The following is a 16,594-nucleotide window of genomic DNA, read 5'->3' on the forward strand; positions in this document are numbered from 1 at the left end:
GACGGTTCAGGGCCCGTCGAGGATGCGCAGCCAGCGCGTGAGGATGCGCTCGAGCGTCGCGGCATCCGCTCTCCCCAGCTCGTCGACGATGCGATGCTCGTTCTCGAGGTGGGCGGCGATCGCCTGATCGATGAGCCGGCGGCCCTCCGGCGTGAGTCGCACGAGGCGCTTTCGTGCGTCGGATGCCTCGGTCCGGCGCTCGACCAGACCCCGTGCCTCCAGCCGGTCGACGCGCTTGGTGAGCCCGCCCGTGGTGACGAGCGTGTGGTCGGCGAGCTCGCCCGCCGGCCGCTCGTACGGCGTGCCGGCACGGCGGAGCGTGGCGAGCACGTCGAACTCGCCCTCGCTGAGCCCGAACCGGCCGTAGACGTCGACCAGTCGCTCGGTCAGCTCGAGGGCCACCAGGTGCAGCCGGCCGATGACGCCCTGAGGGGAGGGATCGAGGTCGGGCCGCTCGCGCCGCCACTCGCGTTGGATCTGTGCGACGCGGTCGAGCGCGTCGTCGGGGAGACGGTCTTCGGCCATGGGTCCACTTTATCTTCCCAGTAAGATAAAGTGTCTTCCATGGAAGATAAACGGTGGGTATGGATCGCCCTCACGGCGATCGCTCCGATCGCATGGGGGAGCGGGTACGTGGTCACGCATGCCCTGCTCCCGGCCGAGGCGCCGCTGTGGGGAGGGGTGCTGCGGGCGCTTCCGGCCGGCATCATCGTGCTGCTGATCGCCCGCCGGCTTCCGCGCGGATCCTGGTGGTGGCGCTCGCTCGTGCTGGGAACCCTCAATGTCGGAGGCTTCTTCGTGCTCGTCTACATCGCCGGCCAGCGCCTGACGTCGGGTCTCGCCGCGACGCTGATGTCGGCATCCGCGGCGTGCATGCTGCTGTTCGCGTGGGTGCTGCTGCGACGCAGGCCGCGGCTCGCGGCCGTGGCGGGGGCCGGGGTCGGGCTCGTCGGGGTGGGCGTGATGCTGGGCTTCGATGCGGCGGGGGCGGATCCGTGGGGCGTCGTCGCCTCGGTGGGGGCGATGGTGGCGTCCTCGCTCGGGTTCGTGCTGACCTCGCGCTGGGGCGCCGATGTGCCTGCGCTGCCGATGGCGGCATGGCAGCTGGTCGGAGGCGCCATCGTGCTGATGCCGGTCGCGGTGCTGGTCGAGGGCGCTCCGCCGGTGCTGACCGTGTCGTCCGCCCTGGGGTTCGCCTACCTGGCGCTCGTCGCCACCGCGCTCGCGTACGCGGCGTGGTTCGCGGGACTGCGGCGCCTGTCACCGGGGGTCGTCGGCGTGATCGGGCTGCTCAATCCGGTCACCGGCGTGGTGCTCGGCGTCATCGTCGCCGGGGAGGCGTTCGGTGTGCCTCAGGCGGTCGGCATCGCGCTCGTCCTCGCCGGGATCGTGGTGGGCGCAGCGCGTCCGGCTCGTCGCGCCGAGGGCGGCGTCCGTCAGCTGTCGCGCGTGCCGAGAAGCCTGGACGCGACGTCGGGCACGTAGTTCTCGAGGTTCCTCGGCGGGCGTTCGTAGCCGCGCGACGGCGGACGCGGCGGGATCACGACCTCTTCGCGGTCGACGACGTCGTAGGGGATCCGCGAGAGCAGGTGGGAGATCATGTTGATGCGGCTGCGACGCTTGTCGACCGAGGGCACCTCGTGCCAGGGGGCCTCGGGGATGTCGGTGTGCACGAACATGCTGTCCTTCGCGCGGGAGTAGTCCTCCCACTTCGTGATCGACAGCACGTCGTTGGAGCTCAGCTTCCAGCGGCGCATCGGGTCGTCGGCCCGCGACCGGAAGCGCGCCTCCTGCTCGTCCGGTGAGACGCTGAACCAGTACTTCAGCAGCAGGATGCCGTCTTCGACGAGCATCCGCTCGAAGATCGGCGCCTGGTGGAGGAACCGGTGGTACTCGGCGTTGGTGCAGTAGCCCATGACGTACTCGACGCCCGCCCGGTTGTACCAGGATCGGTCCATCAGCACGATCTCGCCCGCGGCGGGAAGGTGCGGGACGTATCGCTGGAAGTACCACTGGGTGCGCTCGCGCTCGGTCGGGGTGGGCAGGGCCACGATGCGCGTGACGCGGGGGTTCAGGTACTCCGACACGCGCTTGATCGTCGACCCCTTGCCCGCCGCATCGCGCCCTTCGAAGATCACCACGATGCGGGCGCCGGTCGCCTGGACCCAGGCCTGCATGTCGACGAGCTGGGCCTGAAGTCGGCGCAGCTCCCGCTCGTAGGCCGGCTTGGGGATCCGTCGCTCGCTCATGGCCAGAGGCTACACGGCGGCGCGGGGTCGAACAAAAGTGTCGGAAGCAGGAGGTACTCTCGTTCCCTACCGGTTGAGAAGTTAGAACATCTGTTCTAGCCTGTGGAAATGGGGGCGATCGTGCAGCTCACCGCACAGCATGTGCACGAGCCCGTCGAGCACGAGCCGACGGCGCCAGATCCCGCCGGTCTCGCATCGCCTGGCGGATCGACGGGCACCGTGGCACGCCTGCGCGCCCAGCTCGAGCGAGTGCAGGGCCGGCGCCTCGATGCCCCCGTACTGCCGGTGCATCCCGCCCTCGCCTCGCTGCTGCCCGGCGGGGGACTGCGGCCCGGATCCGCCTACTGCCTGCCGCGCTCGACGTCGGTACTGCTGGCGCTGCTCGCCCAGCCGTCGCAGTCCGGGTCGTGGTGCGGCGTGATCGGCATGCCGCGTCTCGGCGCCGAGGCGGCGGAGGGGCTGGGGGTGGATCTGTCGCGGCTCGTCCTCATCCCCGATCCCGGTGCGCGATGGCTCGCCGTCACCGCGACCGTCGCCGAAGTGCTGCCGGTGGTCGCGGTGCGGCCGTCCGGGCGTGCCGCCGACGGCGAGGTGGCGCGCCTCGCGGCGCGACTGCGCGATCGCGGCGCCGTGCTGCTCGTGCAGGGGCCGTGGCCGCAGGCCGAAGCCGTGATCGAGGTGGGTGAGCCGGCATGGGAGGGCGTGGGCCGGGGGCACGGGTACCTCTCCGGCCGGGAGGTCACGCTGACCTCGTCGAGCCGACGATGGCCGCGGTCGCGCCGGACGCGTGTCCTGCTTCCGGATGCCGCCGGGCACGTCTCCGTCGCGCCCGAGCGCATGCGTCCGGTCGAGAGACTGCACGCGGTCGCAGCACCGGAGTCCTATCCGCTCGAGGCGAGGGCGGTGGGGTGACATGACGCCCGGAACACCGGTCCGGAGCCTCGTGCTGTGGTTCCCCGATTGGCCTGTGACGGCGCTCGAACGGGAGGCGGGCGCAGGCGCAGGGCGCCCGGGCTCCTCGGGCGGTGCCCCCGAAGCGGTGATGACTGCGGCGGGCGAACGCCCGGGCGACGACCGTCCGCACCGGGGCGAGGGGAGGCGGCATCCGATCGCCGTGGTGGAGCGCAATCTCATCGTCGCGTGCTCAGTCGATGCGCGCGGGGAGGGGGTGCGCCGGGGGATGCGGCGGCGCGATGCGCAGGCGCGCTGTCCCGGACTGGTCCTGGTGAACGCGGATGCCGCGCGCGATCACCGCGCCTTCGCGTCGATCGTGTCGCTGATCGAGGAGAGCGCGCCGGGTGTGCAGCTGGTGAGGCCGGGACTGTGCGCGCTGCGCATCCGTGGCCCGGCGCGCTACTACGGCGGTGAGATCGAGGCGGCCCGCGTGCTGATCGGCGTGCTGCGCGAAGCCGGGCTCGACGACGTGCGGGCCGGCGTCGCCGACGGGCCGTTCACGGCGGAGCAGGCGGCCAGGGGCGGCACGAGCGCCGACGACCCGGTCTTCGTCGTGCCCGCCGGCGGTGCGGCCGGTTTCCTCGCACCGCTGCCGATCTCGGTGCTCGACGCGTCGGCGATGCTCGGGGGCCGGGCGGAGGAGGTCACGGCGGCGACCGATCTGGTGGGTCTGCTCGCGCGGCTGGGCGTGCAGACCCTCGGCGGGTTCGCCGCGATGGAGGCCGACAGGGTGCGCGAGCGGTTCGGTGAACGGGGCGTCCGGTTCCATGCGCTCGCCGCCGGGCGCGACTCCCGGCCCGTGCAGCCCCGCACGCCGCCGCCCGAGCTGGAGCGCGAGATCGCGTTCGAGCCGCCCCTCGAGATCGCCGATCAGGTCGCGTTCGCGATGCGCGTCACCGCCGACGACTTCGTCGCAGGGCTCGGCGCGGTCGACCTCGTGTGCACCGAGCTGCGCGTCGAGCTCGTCGGGGATCGCGGGGAGCGCAGCGAACGGGTGTGGCTTCATCCCGGCTCGTTCGACGCGGCGGCGGTCGTCGACCGTGTGCGCTGGCAGCTCGCGGAGGACGTCGGCGCCGGTGATCCGGCAGCCGGGCTCCGCAGCGGGGTCACGCTCGTGCGGATCTCACCGGAGGCGGTCGACGCGGCATCCCACCATGCCCCCGCGCTGTTCGGCGGCGGCCCCGAAGAGAGGGTGCACCACGCGCTGTCGCGGGTGCAGGCGATGCTCGGGCACCGCGGCGTCGTGACCCCAGCGATCGGCGGCGGGAGGTGGCTCGCGGAACGACAGGTGCTCGTCCCGTGGGGCGACCGCGACGAGCGCGATCGGCAGGCGAAGGGCGGGGGCGGACTCGCGGCGCAGCGCGCGCGGCCGTGGCCGGGGAGCCTTCCCGAGCCGCTGCCGTCGACGGTGTTCGCCGATCCGGTGCCGGTCGACGTGCGGGCGCTGGGCGGCGAGCTCGTCGACGTCGACGACCGGGGCAATGTCGCCGCCGTGCCCGCGTTCTTCATCGAGAGCGGGCGCCGGCGTCCGATCGAGGCGTGGGCAGGTCCGTGGCCGGTGGTGGAGCGGGGATGGGATGCCGCGCGCTCGCGCCGTGCGTACCGGTTCCAGGTCGTCGACGCCGACGGAGGCGCATGGCTGCTGGTGTGCGATGGCGACGCCTGGACCGCGGAGGCGACCTATGACTGACCCCCGGTACCTGTGCTCCCACGGGCTCATCAGCCGATCGAGGAGCGGCTGATGGGCTTCAACAACCCCGGTGTGTCGTGGTCGGAGATCGAGCGCGTGCTCAGCGACCGGCGTCGGCCGGACCCGCGACCGGCCGGCGCGGACGGCGGCGACAGCCCCGCCTGGTCGCACAAGCGCGGGCCCTATGTGCCGCCCAGGATCGAGCGACCGGCCGAGGTCATCCCCTACGCCGAGCTGCACGCCCATTCCTCGTTCTCGTTCCTCGACGGGGCGTCCTCACCCGAAGAGCTCGCCGAAGAGGCGGAGCGGCTCGGGCTCCACGCGCTCGCGATCACCGACCACGACGGCTTCTACGGCATCGTCCACTTCGCCGAGGCCGCCGAAGCGCTCGACCTGAAGACGGTCTTCGGTGCCGAGCTGTCACTCGAGCTGCCCAAGCCCCAGAACGGCGAAGCCGACCCGGTGGGCGGCCACCTGCTGGTGCTCGCCCGCGGCGAGGAGGGCTACCACCGGCTCGCCGGCGCCATCACGCACGCGCAGCTGCAGGGCGCCGAGAAGGGGCGCCCGGTGTACGACCTCGACGAGCTGGCGGCGCAGGCGGCGGGGGAGTGGGCCGTCCTCACCGGATGCCGCAAGGGCGCCGTCCGCCAGGCCCTGGTGTCGTCTCCCGGAAGGGCGGGGGCCGACGCGGCCGCCCACGAGCTCGACCGGCTGATCGCCCTGTTCGGGCGCGACGCCGTCCACGTCGAGCTCATCGACCACGGCAATCCGCTCGACACCCGCCACAACGACGTGCTGGCAGGTCTCGCCCGGGAGCGCGGACTCCCGCTCCTCGCCACGAACAACGTGCACTACGCGGTGCCGCAGCGGCAGCTGCTGGCGGCCGCCGTCGCGGCGGTGCGCGCCAATCGCGGGCTCGATGAGCTCGACGGCTGGCTGCCCGCCCATGCCGGCGCGCACCTGCGGTCCGGCGCCGAGATGGCGGAGCGGTTCGTCCGGTTCCCGGACGCCGTCGCCCGCACCGTCACGCTCGCCGACGAGCTCGCCTTCCCGCTGCGGCGCGCGAAGCCCGCGCTGCCGAAGCAGGAGGTGCCCGAGGGGCACACGCCGATGTCGTGGCTGCGCTCGCTCGTATGGGATGCGGTGCCGCGGAAGTATCCCGATCTCCGTCCGGAGGACCGGGAGCGCATCGAACGCGAGCTCGGTGTGATCGAGATGAAGGACTTCCCCGGTTACTTCCTCATCGTCCACGGCATCGTCCAGGAGGCGCGGCGGCGAGGCATCCTGTGCCAGGGGCGAGGCTCTGCCGCCAACAGCGCCGTCTGCTACCTGCTCGACATCACCGCGATCGACGCCATCTACTACCGGCTGCCGTTCGAGCGCTTCCTGTCGTCGCTGCGCGACGAGGAGCCCGACATCGACGTCGACTTCGACTCCGACCGCCGCGAGGAGATCATCCAGTGGGTCTACCAGGAGTACGGCCGGGATCGTGCGGCGCAGGTCGCGAACGTCATCCAGTACCGGCCGAAGAACGCCGTCCGCGACATGGCCAAGGCGCTCGGCCACTCGCCGGGACAGCAGGACGCGTGGTCGAAGCAGGTCGAGGGGTGGGGCGCCCACCTCGACACGGCAGCCGGGCACGACATCCCCGATCAGGTGATCGAGTTCGCCGGCGAGCTGCTCAAGGCGCCGCGGCACCTCGGCATCCACTCCGGCGGCATGGTGCTCACCGACCGGCCCGTCGGCGAGGTGGTGCCGATCGAGCACGCGCGCATGGAGAACCGCACGGTGATCCAGTGGGACAAGGACGACGCGGCGTGGATGGGGCTGGTGAAGTTCGACCTGCTCGGCCTGGGGATGCTCGCGGCCATCCAGTACTGCTTCGACATGATCCGCGCCTCCACGGGGGAGGACTGGGAGCTCTCGACGATCCCCAAAGAGGAGAAGGCGGTCTACGACATGCTGTGCCGCGCGGACGCGGTCGGGGTGTTCCAGGTCGAGTCGCGGGCGCAGATGGGGCTGCTTCCGCGGCTGCAGCCTCGCGAGTTCTACGACCTGGCCATCGAGATCGCCCTCATCCGCCCCGGACCCATCCAGGGCGGCGCCGTGCACCCGTTCGTGCGCCGCAAGCTCGGCCAGGAGCCGGTCACCTATCCGCACGAGAAGCTCAAGCCGGTCCTGGAGCGCACCAAGGGCATCCCCGTCTTCCAGGAGCAGCTCATGCAGATGGGCATGGTCATCGGCGGACTCAGCGGCGAGGACGCCGATCTGCTGCGCCGGGCCATGGGGTCCAAGCGCGGCATCGAGCGCATCGAGTCGCTGCGCGACAAGCTCTACTCCGGCATGGCCGAGAACGGGCTGGTGGGGGATGCCGCCGACGCCATCTACGCCAAGATCCAGGCGTTCGCGAACTTCGGGTTCGCCGAGTCGCACTCGCTGTCGTTCGCGCTGCTCGTGTACGCCAGCTCGTGGATCAAGCTGCACTACCCGGGGGCGTTCCTCGCGGGGCTGCTGCGCGCACAGCCGATGGGCTTCTACTCGCCGGCGACGCTCGTCGCCGACGCGCGCCGCCACGGTGTGGACGTGCGGCGGCCTGACCTGCACCTGTCAGACGTCGAGGCGGTGCTCGAGGCGGTGGGCGGCGCGTCGGCCACCGAGCCCGTCGCGGGGCCCACCGGCCTGGATTCGTGCCTCCGACGCCATCAGCCGCCCGTCGGGACCTTCGACATCGATGCGCCCGACGAGTCGGCGGCGCATCGCCGTGACACGGGGTTCGCGGTGCGGCTCGGCCTCGCAGGGGTGAAGGGCATCGGCGCCAAGGTCGCCCAGCGCATCGTCGACGCCCGTGCCTCCGGAGGGCTGTTCCGGGACCCGCGTGATCTCGTGCGTCGCACCAGCATCTCCGCCGCGCAGGTCGAGGCCCTCGCCACCGCGGGGGCGCTGGAGTGCCTGGGACTCAGCAGGCGCGAGGCGATCTGGCTCGCCGGATCGGCGGCGCAGGACCGCCCCGAGTACCTGCCGAACTCGCTGATCGCGGTGCAGCCGCCGCTGTTCGCGGACCCCACCAGCTACGAGCGTCTCGCAGCAGATCTGTGGGCCACCGGGATCTCGACCGACGACCACCCGATGACGCACTACCGCTCCGGACTGGATGCCCGCGGCGTCCTCACCTCGCGCGAACTGCGCAGCCACGAGACCGGTCGGCGGGTGGAGGTCGCAGGACTCGTGACCCATCGGCAGCGGCCGGCGACGGCATCCGGTGTCACGTTCATCAATCTCGAGGACGAGCACGGCCTCGTGAACATCGTGTGCTCGGTCGGGGTGTGGAACAGGTACCGGCGGATCGTCCGCGACTCTCCGGCGCTCATCGCGCGGGGCATTCTCGAGCGCTCCCCGGAGGGGGTCACCAACCTCGTCGCCGACGGCTTCGAAGACCTCCGCGTGGGTGTGCAGCACAAGGCGCGGGACTTCCGCTGATGCCGTACGGAGGATTTCCTAATCCAGCGCGTCCCAGTCCCGTTCGCTGGGCGGCTCGGCGTCGACGACCGCCACCGGGTGGAGCCGGCGCTGGATGGCGTTCAGTCGCTCCACAGCGGTGACATCCACGAGCTCATCCACCTCCACCTTCGCCTCCTTGGCGACGATCTGACTGGCAGGGCCGATGAGCACCGTCATCGTCGTGACGCTCCCGTCAGGCTCGACGATGGGCACCGACACCGTTTCGGCTTCACCTGCCTCGGCGAGAGCCTGGCTGCACTTCAGCAGCGCTGAGGTGATGTCATCCCCGGTCATGAATTCGCTTCCCGCGTAGATCACCCTCTTCACGTGCCCCTTTCTACTCTTGGGTGCGGCGGTACCTCTGGGGGGTTGCAGCCGGGGGAGGGAAGGGGTACAGGGCGAGGGGCGCTCAGCCATGGGTTCCCACGGAGAAGGGCACCCGCCGTCTGAGTGATTCCTGAGGCTTCGGAGATTCACTAGCTTGGCTAGCGAATCGGCGTACTGTGGAGGCGAACCGAGGGGAGCGCCATGGAGGTTGTCAGGGCTCGCGTCGACGGACAGATGTTCATCCTCGACCCCGAGCAGGACGTCGCGGAACTGCAGCGGCTCATCATCGAGGCCGTCCAGCAGGGCGCGGGATTCGTCGACTTCCAGACCGTGGGTCGCTCCGGCATCTCGGTCATGATCACGCCGTACATCGGCGTCCGCTTCGAGACGATCGAGCGAAGCCCCGAGCAGGTGGAGGAATGGGAGTTCCATCCGCCGAGCATCGAGCCCGGTGACGGCGTCTACGACGACATGATCTATTGAGCGGACCCCCGCCGGAGGTGATCTCTGCCTCTCCGCCTCCCGCCCGGACCGACGTGCCGCGGCGGCGGGATCGCACATCCAGCGTCGCGCGGCGCATGCTCGCGCGCCGGGACGAACGTCCCTCGAACACCGCGCGGACCCGCCGCTGCCGCTCAGTCGCACGACCCTCACGCGTCCGGTGTCGGTGGACCGAGCCGTGGCCCAGCAGCGGCGGCCGCCGCGTCGAGCCACTCCTCGACCTGCTGGTCCACGTCCTCCACCGCGCCGATCTCGAGGTGGTGCATCCAGGTGCCTCGGGACGGCTGCACGACTTGCTTGAACCTCACCGACTCGAGGCGTCGCGACAGGGCGAGGGACAGCACGACGTCCGCGGAAGCGCTGCGCAGATACTGCCGCGGGCGCCACAGGAATGCGAACGCGCGCTCCCGGCGGAAGGCCACCTGACTCTTCGTCGTCCGGACGGCGACGTCCGGCCAGTTCGTCACCAGCAGATGGTGCACCTCGCGATGAACGGCGAGTCCGAGCGGGCTGTGCTGGAAGTACTCCTCCGGCGTGGTGGGATCCATCCTTCCTCCTCCGGATCGCCATCCGATATCGCCGGCTGATCGTCGACTGATGGTGGAGGGGGCGACGCTGAGCGGCTAAGCCGTCGCGGCGGCGCGGTCACCGCCGGCGACCGGCCACGAGATGAGAGTGCGCCAGGTCGCCGGATCCGGCTCGGTCCCGGGATCGCTCAGATAGCTCTCCCACATGACGTCACCCGGCGTCCAGCCTTCGGCGGCGAAGAACCGCTCGATGACGGCGTACGTCTGCTGCATGGTGTCGTACGGGCCGACGTGCACGGCTTCGACGACCCTGCCCCCTGGCAGCGATCCCGGCACCACATCTCCGGAGCCGGTCACCGGCCGGTCGACGGGGAATCCCGCCTCCACATCCACGGTCTCGCCGGGCATGCCGTAGTACTTGCCGAACGGCGGTCCGGATGGCTGAAGCCCCTGCGCCCCGAGCACACGCATGGTCTCGGAGAAGGCGCGCGAGAAGAAGTCGGTCAGTTCGTTCATGGGCACCGTCCTGCGCACTCCGGCGGTGTGCGCCCCGGCACGCTCGGTCACCTGCACCTCGGTGGTCATCTCGGCTCCTCACGGATCGGCCCGGCGCGCGAACGCCTCAGCGTCGCTCGCGGGCGGGCGGTTCTCTGCGTGACTCCAGGCTGCGGCGCGAACCCACACCCATCCGGGCCGTTGGTCCCGCCGCACACCGCCGGCCTGCGGAGGAATCGAAAGGACCTTGGACCCGCCGCCGGCCGCCACCGGCCGACAGGGTCGTCCCATGACCAACATCCTTCCGCTGAGCGGGATCACGATGACCGACCTGCCGCAGGTCGGCGGGAAGAACGCCTCACTGGGCGAGATGATCACGACGCTGAGCACGGCCGGCGTCCGGGTTCCCGGCGGTTTCGCCACCACGGCCGATGCGTACCGCTCGTTCCTCGCGGTCGACGGCCTGGCCGACCGCATCGAGGCGGAGCTGGCCCGGCTGGACGTGTCGGACGTGGTGGAGCTCAGCCGTGTCGGCGCCGTGATCCGCGGCTGGATCGAGGCGCAGCCCCTTCCTGCCGACCTCGAGCGCGACATCCGCGTCGCCTTCGCCGAGTCGACGGGGACGGATGCCGCGGCCGAGGGTGCGACCTGGGCTGTGCGCTCGTCGGCGACGGCCGAGGATCTGCCCGACGCATCGTTCGCGGGACAGCAGGAGACGTACCTGAACATCGCCGGCATCGACCATCTGCTGCACGCGGTGCGCAGCGTCTTCGCCTCGCTCTACAACGATCGCGCCATCGCCTACCGCGTGCATCAGGGATTCGCCCACGGCGACGTCGCGCTGTCCGCCGCGGTGCAGCGGATGGTGCGGTCGGACATCGGCGCGTCCGGAGTGATGTTCACCGTGGACACCGAGTCGGGCTTCGACCGCGCGGTGCTCATCACGAGCGCCTACGGACTGGGTGAGGCCGTGGTGCAGGGCGAGGTGAACCCGGATGAGTTCATGGTCTACAAGCCTTCGCTCCGAGACGGGCGGCCGGCGATCCTGCAGCGGCAGCTGGGTGAGAAGGCGGTCGCGCTGCGGTTCGCGGAGGGGCACGATGTGGGGACGAGCACCGCCATGACCAGTGTCGCCGCGGAGGACCGGCGTCGTTTCAGCATCTCGGATGACGAGGTGCACGAGCTCGCCCGGTACGCGCTGACCATCGAAGACCATTACGGCCGAGCCATGGACATCGAGTGGGCTCGAGACGGGGTCGACGGACGTCTGTACATTCTGCAGGCCCGACCCGAGACGGTGGTCTCACGCGCACACGGGCCCGTCCTGACGCGGTTCGTCCTGCGCGAGCGCGGGCCGGTGCTCCTCGAGGGGCGCGCGATCGGACAGCGCGTGGGCGCGGGTCGGGTGCGCGTGGTGACCTCCCCGGCGCAGATGTCGAAGGTCGAACCCGGCGACATCCTCGTGGCCGAGATGACCGACCCCGACTGGGAGCCGGTCATGCAGCGGGCCGCCGCGATCGTGACCGACCGGGGCGGTCGCACGTGCCACGCCGCGATCATCGCGCGCGAGCTCGGCATCCCCGCCGTCGTGGGAACGGGCACCGCGACGAGCGACCTCGTCGACGGCACCGAGGTCACCGTCTCGTGCGCGGAGGGCGACGACGGCTTCGTGTACGCCGGCCGGCTCGACTTCGTGGAGCAGACCATCCCGGTCGAGCGGATGGGGCAGCCCCCGGTCCGCGTGATGATGAACGTCGGCACGCCCGAGCAGGCCTTCGCGCTCGCGGCGCTGCCGCACCAGGGTGTGGGCCTGGCCCGGCTCGAGTTCATCGTCGGCCACCAGATCGGCATCCATCCGCGCGCGCTCCTGGACGCCGACGCGCTCGACGAACCGCTGCGGTCGGAGGTGGTGCGACGCGTCGCCGCCTATCCGTCGCCGCGCGACTTCTTCGTCCGGCGCGTCGCGGAGGGCGTGGCGACGATCGCCGCGGCCTTCGCGCCCGAGCCGGTAATCGTGCGCACGAGCGACTTCAAATCCAACGAATACGCCCACCTGCTCGGCGGCGAGCGGTACGAGCCGCGCGAGGAGAACCCGATGCTCGGGTGGCGGGGCGCGTCGCGCTACATCACGCCGAGTTTCGAGGAGTGCTTCGCCATGGAGTGCGAGGCGCTGCGCTTCGTCCGCGACGAGATGGGCCTGACCAACCTCAAGATCATGGTGCCGTTCGTGCGGACCGTCGCGGAGGCCGCGGCGGTGACGGCGGCACTGGAGGCCAACGGGCTGCAGCGAGGGCGCAACGGCCTCGAGGTCATGATGATGTGCGAGATCCCGTCCAACGCGCTGACGGCCGATCGCTTCCTCGACCACTTCGACGGCTTCTCCATCGGCTCCAACGACATGACGCAGCTCGTGCTCGGGATCGACCGCGACTCCGACCTGGTCGCGGCGGGGTTCGACGAGCGCGACCCCGCCGTGCTCGAGATCCTGCGCCTGGCGATCGACGCGTGCAACCGTCGTGGGAAGTACGTGGGGATCTGCGGCCAGGGCCCGTCCGATCACCCCGACTTCGCCGACTGGCTCGTCGACGCGGGCATCCAGTCGATCTCGCTCAATCCCGACTCCGTCGTCGACACCTGGCTGCGGCTCGCCGGCCGCCCGTCGTCGCGCGAACCGGGCCGTGACGCCGCGCCGGACCGCGTCGGCGCCTGAGGGCGCGCGGGGCGCGGCATCCGTCGCACATCAGGCGCCGAGCAGGACGAGCACGTGGTAGATCACGTACACCGGCCAGACCATCGCCTGCAGGAGTCCCAGGATCACGCCCCAGAAGGACCCGTCGGACGCCGAGACGAAGTAGATCGCCGCCCCGATGTACGCCAGCAGGAAGAACACCCCCCACGTGCCGTTGCTCTCGACCACCTGGACGCTGCGGCGGCTCTCGGTCATGGCCGACCCCTTTCGCTCGCCACCAGACTCGACCGCGGGGGCCCTCGCGGTCGGGTCGAACGTCCCGCGGACCGGGGCCGTCGGCGCGCGGGACCTTCGGCCTATGGGGGGCGGCGCGGCGGGCGCGAGGATGGCCGCATGTCCGAGTCGCAGACCGCTCCCGACCGTCACGCGGCACGTCCGCCGCTGCCCTGGTCTGAGCCCGGGATCCTCGTCGGCGTCGACGGCTCCGCCGAGGCGCTGGACGCCCTCGCCTACGCCGCCGACATCGCGCCCAAGCTCGGCCTTCCCGTGCACGGACTGGTCGTCTGGGACTATCCGACGCTGCAGTGGAGCGACGGGCTGGGATGGTACTACCCGGGCACCTACGACGACCTGCAGCGCAACGCGGAAGAGCTGGGGGCGGATGCCGCAGCCCGCGTCTTCCCGGACGGCACGCCGAGCTGGTTCACCAGCAGCGCGTGGAACGGGAGTGCGGCCCGCGATCTCGTCGCCGCGTCGAAGGATGCGGCGATGCTCGTCGTCGGCACCCGCGGGCACGGGGGGCTGACCGGCCTCCTGCTCGGCTCGGTGAGCTCCGCCTGCGCCACGCACGCGCACTGCCCGGTCCTCATCGTCCGCGACCACTAGAGCTGGGGGAGCGGCCCGGGGTGTGGGGCCCCGGGCCGTGTTTTCGCGTGCCTGTCCCGGCCGGCCAGGCGGGTCACGCGATAGCCACGGACTCCATGTGCTCGGGCACGCGAGCGGGCCAGCCCAGCTCGTGGGTGATCCGCGCTCGCAGCGTGTCGGCGGCGGATGGCTCGCCGTGCGTCACGTAGACCGCGCCGGGGGCGCGCGGCGCGGACGTCATCCATTCGATCAGCTCATCGGCGTCGGCGTGCGCCGACATGGTGTCGAGGTTGTGGACCTCCGCGCGGATGGGCACGTCCCTGCCGAAGACCCGCAGCGACCGGATGCCGCGGGCCAGTGCCGCGCCGCGCGTTCCCCCGGCCTGGAACCCGGTCAGCACGATCGCGTTCGATCGCTCAGGGCCGTAGGCGGCGAGGTGATGCAGCACGCGGCCACCGGTGAGCATCCCGCTCGCCGAGATGATCACCATCGGCCCTCCGCGAAGATTCAGCAGCTTCGAGTCGTCGACGCTGGTGACGAGCGTGGGCAGGCGGTACATCCGTTCCAGCTCGTCGACCGCGATCCGGTGCTCCGAGGGATGCCGCCGATAGACGTCGACCACGTCGACGGCCATCGGGCTGTTGACGTAGATCGGCACGGCGGGGATCTCGCCGCGGTCGAGCAGTCTCGACAGGTGCAGCAGGACCGTCTCGGTGCGGCCGACGGCGAACGCGGGGATCAGCACCACGCCGCCGCGACCGGTGACGCGGCGGACGACGTCGCCGAGGAGACGCTCCGGGTTCTCGGCGACGTGATGCCGATCGCCGTACGTGGACTCCGTGACGAGGACGTCGGCGGCCGCCATCGGAGCAGGAGGCCGCATGAGGGGGTCGTCCGCCCGCCCCAGATCGCCCGTGAAGTGGATCACGCGGCCGGCGACGCGAAGGCGCACGCCCGCGGCTCCCAGGATGTGCCCGGCGGGAACGAGCTCCAGTTCGACGCCGTCGGCGACGGCCCGCTGCTCGCCGAACGGCTGGGGATGCAGGTGCTCGAGCGCGGCCATCGCGTCGTCCACCCGGTACAGCGGCTCGGGATGAGCGTGCTTGGACCACCTTCCCTTGGCCGCGTACCGGGCCTCCTCCTCGAGCAGGTGTGCGGAGTCCGGCAGCATGATGCGGCACAGCTCTGCGGTGCCGTCGGTGGTGTGGACGCGGCCGCGGAAGCCGTCGCGGACGAGGGCCGGCAGGTATCCGGAGTGATCGAGGTGCGCGTGCGACAGCACGACGGCGTCGATCGACGAGGGCGGCACCGGGAACGCGGCGCGGTTGCGGTCGCGGAGCACCTTGTATCCCTGGAACATGCCGCAGTCCACGAGGACCCGCCGCTCTCCGACCGTGACGAGATAGCGTGACCCGGTCACGGTGTCGGCCGCGCCCAGGAACCGCAGTTGCGCGCTCATCGCCGGGCTCATCAGATCCCCTTTCTCATCTCCGACGACGCCGCGGGTGCGTCAGCGCTGCGGACGGAATCGTCGGCCGGTGACCGTGACCGGTGCGATCTCGACGTAGTCGTACTTGCCGGTCGGGCTGGTGGACTGGAGGTCGAGCACGCCGGACGCCTCGATCTCGTCGTCCCGATCGAGGCGGCGAGCGGTGCCGCGCAGCACGACGCTCCAGCGGAAGCCGTCCGCGTCCCCGTCGGCCTGGAAGGCGACGTGCGGGTTGCGGGCGAGGTCCTTCAGCTTCTGTCCGGGCCCGGAGCGGACGAAGACCCGTCCAGCCGAGACCAGATAGTCCATCGGGAAGATGTCGGGCCGCTCGTCGGAGCCGATCACGGCCAGGCGGCCGACGTGGGCGCCGGCGAGCAGCATCCAGCACTCTGCCTCGTCCAGCTCGTCGACCGCGGTGGCGATCAGCGCGGCGTGCACCGGGGCGGGGAGGATGCGGGGCGGGTCGGCGTCTCGGCGCGGCATCTCAGATCGCCGCCCATCCGCCGTCCACCGGGATGACCGCCCCCGACACGTTCGACGCATCGTCGCTGAGCAGCCAGGTGATCGCGGCGGCCAGCTGCGGGGGCTGCGCGACCGGCGGAAGGTTGGTCTGGAAGAACGGCCCGAGGCGGGTCTGCGCCCACTCCGAGCGGAAGGGGGCTTCGATGCTCGTCGCCACCGGACCCGGAGCCACGGCGTTGCACCGCACTCCCTTCGGCGTGTAGAAGAAGGCCGTGCTGACGGTGAAGCCGTTCACCGCGTGCTTCGACGTCGTGTAGGGGGTGCCGGCGGCCGAGCCGCGCTGACCCGCCTCGGAGCCGACGTTGACGATGCTTCCGGCCCCGCGGGCGATCATCCCCGGCAGCACGGCGCGGGTCAGCATCATCATGCCGGTCAGGTTCACCGCGAGGACCCGTTCCCATGTCGCATCCGCGATCTCCGCCGTCGGCTCGAAGCCGTCCATGATGCCCGCCACATTCGCGAGGCCGTCGATGCGGGGCCCCGCCGCGGCGACGATGTCGTCGACGCCCGCCGCGTCCGAGATGTCGGCGGTGACGGTGACGAGGTCGCCGCCGATCTCGTCGGCGAGGGAGGTCAGTCGTTCGGCGGAGACATCGACTGCGATGACGCGGCACCCCTCCGCGGCGAGGCGCTCCACGGTCGCACGACCGATGCCGGCACCCGCTCCGGTGACGACGACGGTGCGCCCGGTGAACCGCTGGGATTGGAGAGTCATGGCTGTCCCTTTCCTGTCACCCTCATCCGAGCCGATCGTCGTCTCCTGGCTCGGGTCGAAGGTCCCGTCGGCGC

General features: G+C 71.3%; 16 protein-coding genes. 7 read left to right on the forward strand and 9 right to left on the reverse strand.

Annotated elements, in window-relative coordinates:
- Nucleotides 1–6 precede the first annotated feature (6 nt).
- Nucleotides 7–525, reverse strand: coding sequence for a MarR family winged helix-turn-helix transcriptional regulator (locus tag ACZBH1_RS12185; protein WP_463646499.1), 519 nt, complete (start codon nucleotides 523–525; stop codon nucleotides 7–9).
- A gap of 39 nt (nucleotides 526–564) precedes the next feature.
- Here ACZBH1_RS12185 and ACZBH1_RS12190 point away from each other — a divergent pair, with 39 nt between their 5' ends.
- Nucleotides 565–1,485 (forward strand): EamA family transporter, encoded by a 921-nt coding sequence (locus tag ACZBH1_RS12190; protein WP_378881901.1) that lies wholly within the window; start codon nucleotides 565–567, stop codon nucleotides 1,483–1,485.
- Here ACZBH1_RS12190 and ppk2 read toward each other — a convergent pair.
- Nucleotides 1,437–2,249: a polyphosphate kinase 2 gene (gene ppk2, locus ACZBH1_RS12195; RefSeq protein ID WP_336396646.1), complete on the reverse strand. Its 813-nt coding sequence runs from the start codon at nucleotides 2,247–2,249 to the stop codon at nucleotides 1,437–1,439. The genes ACZBH1_RS12190 and ppk2 overlap by 49 nt on opposite strands.
- A 108-nt stretch (nucleotides 2,250–2,357) precedes the next feature.
- Here ppk2 and imuA' point away from each other — a divergent pair, with 108 nt between their 5' ends.
- Genes imuA' through ACZBH1_RS12210 form a run of 3 tightly spaced genes read left to right on the forward strand, consistent with a single transcriptional unit; the run spans nucleotide 2,358 to nucleotide 8,370 of the window.
- Nucleotides 2,358–3,161 carry a DnaE2-dependent mutagenesis accessory factor ImuA' gene (gene imuA' / locus ACZBH1_RS12200; RefSeq protein ID WP_378881898.1) on the forward strand — a complete coding sequence of 268 codons (804 nt, stop codon included), beginning with the start codon at nucleotides 2,358–2,360 and terminating at the stop codon, nucleotides 3,159–3,161.
- 1 nt (nucleotide 3,162) lies between these two features.
- Nucleotides 3,163–4,893, forward strand: coding sequence for a DNA polymerase Y family protein (locus tag ACZBH1_RS12205; protein ID WP_463646500.1), 1,731 nt, complete (start codon nucleotides 3,163–3,165; stop codon nucleotides 4,891–4,893).
- Between the two features lie 51 nt (nucleotides 4,894–4,944).
- A complete protein-coding gene (locus ACZBH1_RS12210) occupies nucleotides 4,945–8,370 on the forward strand; it encodes an error-prone DNA polymerase (protein WP_463646501.1) in 3,426 nt (1,141 codons plus the stop codon).
- A gap of 18 nt (nucleotides 8,371–8,388) precedes the next feature.
- Here ACZBH1_RS12210 and ACZBH1_RS12215 read toward each other — a convergent pair whose 3' ends face one another.
- On the reverse strand, nucleotides 8,389–8,718 hold the full coding sequence (locus ACZBH1_RS12215) for a hypothetical protein (RefSeq protein WP_336396642.1): 330 nt from the start codon (nucleotides 8,716–8,718) through the stop codon (nucleotides 8,389–8,391).
- A 201-nt stretch (nucleotides 8,719–8,919) separates the two neighbouring features.
- On the opposite strand from ACZBH1_RS12215, the gene ACZBH1_RS12220 reads away from it, so the two are divergent.
- Nucleotides 8,920–9,201, forward strand: coding sequence for a hypothetical protein (locus ACZBH1_RS12220; protein WP_336396641.1), 282 nt, complete (start codon nucleotides 8,920–8,922; stop codon nucleotides 9,199–9,201).
- Between the two features lie 167 nt (nucleotides 9,202–9,368).
- Here the strand turns inward: ACZBH1_RS12220 and ACZBH1_RS12225 are convergent, their stop codons facing one another.
- Together ACZBH1_RS12225 and ACZBH1_RS12230 are read right to left on the reverse strand one after the other, a co-directional pair.
- Entirely contained in the window at nucleotides 9,369–9,767 is a 399-nt protein-coding gene (locus ACZBH1_RS12225; protein WP_463646502.1) for a DUF5655 domain-containing protein, read from the reverse strand.
- 75 nt (nucleotides 9,768–9,842) lie between these two features.
- On the reverse strand, nucleotides 9,843–10,331 hold the full coding sequence (locus tag ACZBH1_RS12230; RefSeq protein ID WP_463646503.1) for a GyrI-like domain-containing protein: 489 nt from the start codon (nucleotides 10,329–10,331) through the stop codon (nucleotides 9,843–9,845).
- 199 nt (nucleotides 10,332–10,530) lie between these two features.
- Between ACZBH1_RS12230 and ppsA the strand changes: the two genes are divergently transcribed.
- Entirely contained in the window at nucleotides 10,531–12,951 is a 2,421-nt protein-coding gene (gene ppsA, locus ACZBH1_RS12235; protein ID WP_463646504.1) for a phosphoenolpyruvate synthase, read from the forward strand.
- Nucleotides 12,952–12,981: 30 nt separating this feature from the next.
- Here ppsA and ACZBH1_RS12240 read toward each other — a convergent pair whose 3' ends face one another.
- Nucleotides 12,982–13,185, reverse strand: a complete 204-nt coding sequence (locus ACZBH1_RS12240) for a hypothetical protein (RefSeq protein WP_336396636.1) — start codon at nucleotides 13,183–13,185, stop codon at nucleotides 12,982–12,984.
- 138 nt (nucleotides 13,186–13,323) lie between these two features.
- Here ACZBH1_RS12240 and ACZBH1_RS12245 point away from each other — a divergent pair, with 138 nt between their 5' ends.
- On the forward strand, nucleotides 13,324–13,815 hold the full coding sequence (locus tag ACZBH1_RS12245) for a universal stress protein (protein ID WP_463646505.1): 492 nt from the start codon (nucleotides 13,324–13,326) through the stop codon (nucleotides 13,813–13,815).
- Nucleotides 13,816–13,888: 73 nt separating this feature from the next.
- Here the strand turns inward: ACZBH1_RS12245 and ACZBH1_RS12250 are convergent, their stop codons facing one another.
- The 3 genes from ACZBH1_RS12250 to ACZBH1_RS12260 are packed head-to-tail and all read right to left on the reverse strand — an operon-like array spanning nucleotide 13,889 to nucleotide 16,520.
- Nucleotides 13,889–15,253, reverse strand: coding sequence for an MBL fold metallo-hydrolase RNA specificity domain-containing protein (locus tag ACZBH1_RS12250; protein ID WP_463646506.1), 1,365 nt, complete (start codon nucleotides 15,251–15,253; stop codon nucleotides 13,889–13,891).
- Between the two features lie 51 nt (nucleotides 15,254–15,304).
- Nucleotides 15,305–15,766, reverse strand: a complete 462-nt coding sequence (locus tag ACZBH1_RS12255) for a pyridoxamine 5'-phosphate oxidase family protein (RefSeq protein WP_336396632.1) — start codon at nucleotides 15,764–15,766, stop codon at nucleotides 15,305–15,307.
- A gap of 1 nt (nucleotide 15,767) precedes the next feature.
- Nucleotides 15,768–16,520, reverse strand: a complete 753-nt coding sequence (locus ACZBH1_RS12260) for an SDR family NAD(P)-dependent oxidoreductase (RefSeq protein ID WP_336396631.1) — start codon at nucleotides 16,518–16,520, stop codon at nucleotides 15,768–15,770.
- Between the last annotated feature and the right edge of the window lie 74 nt (nucleotides 16,521–16,594).

The organism is Microbacterium sp. ZXT2-5 (assembly GCF_055329545.1).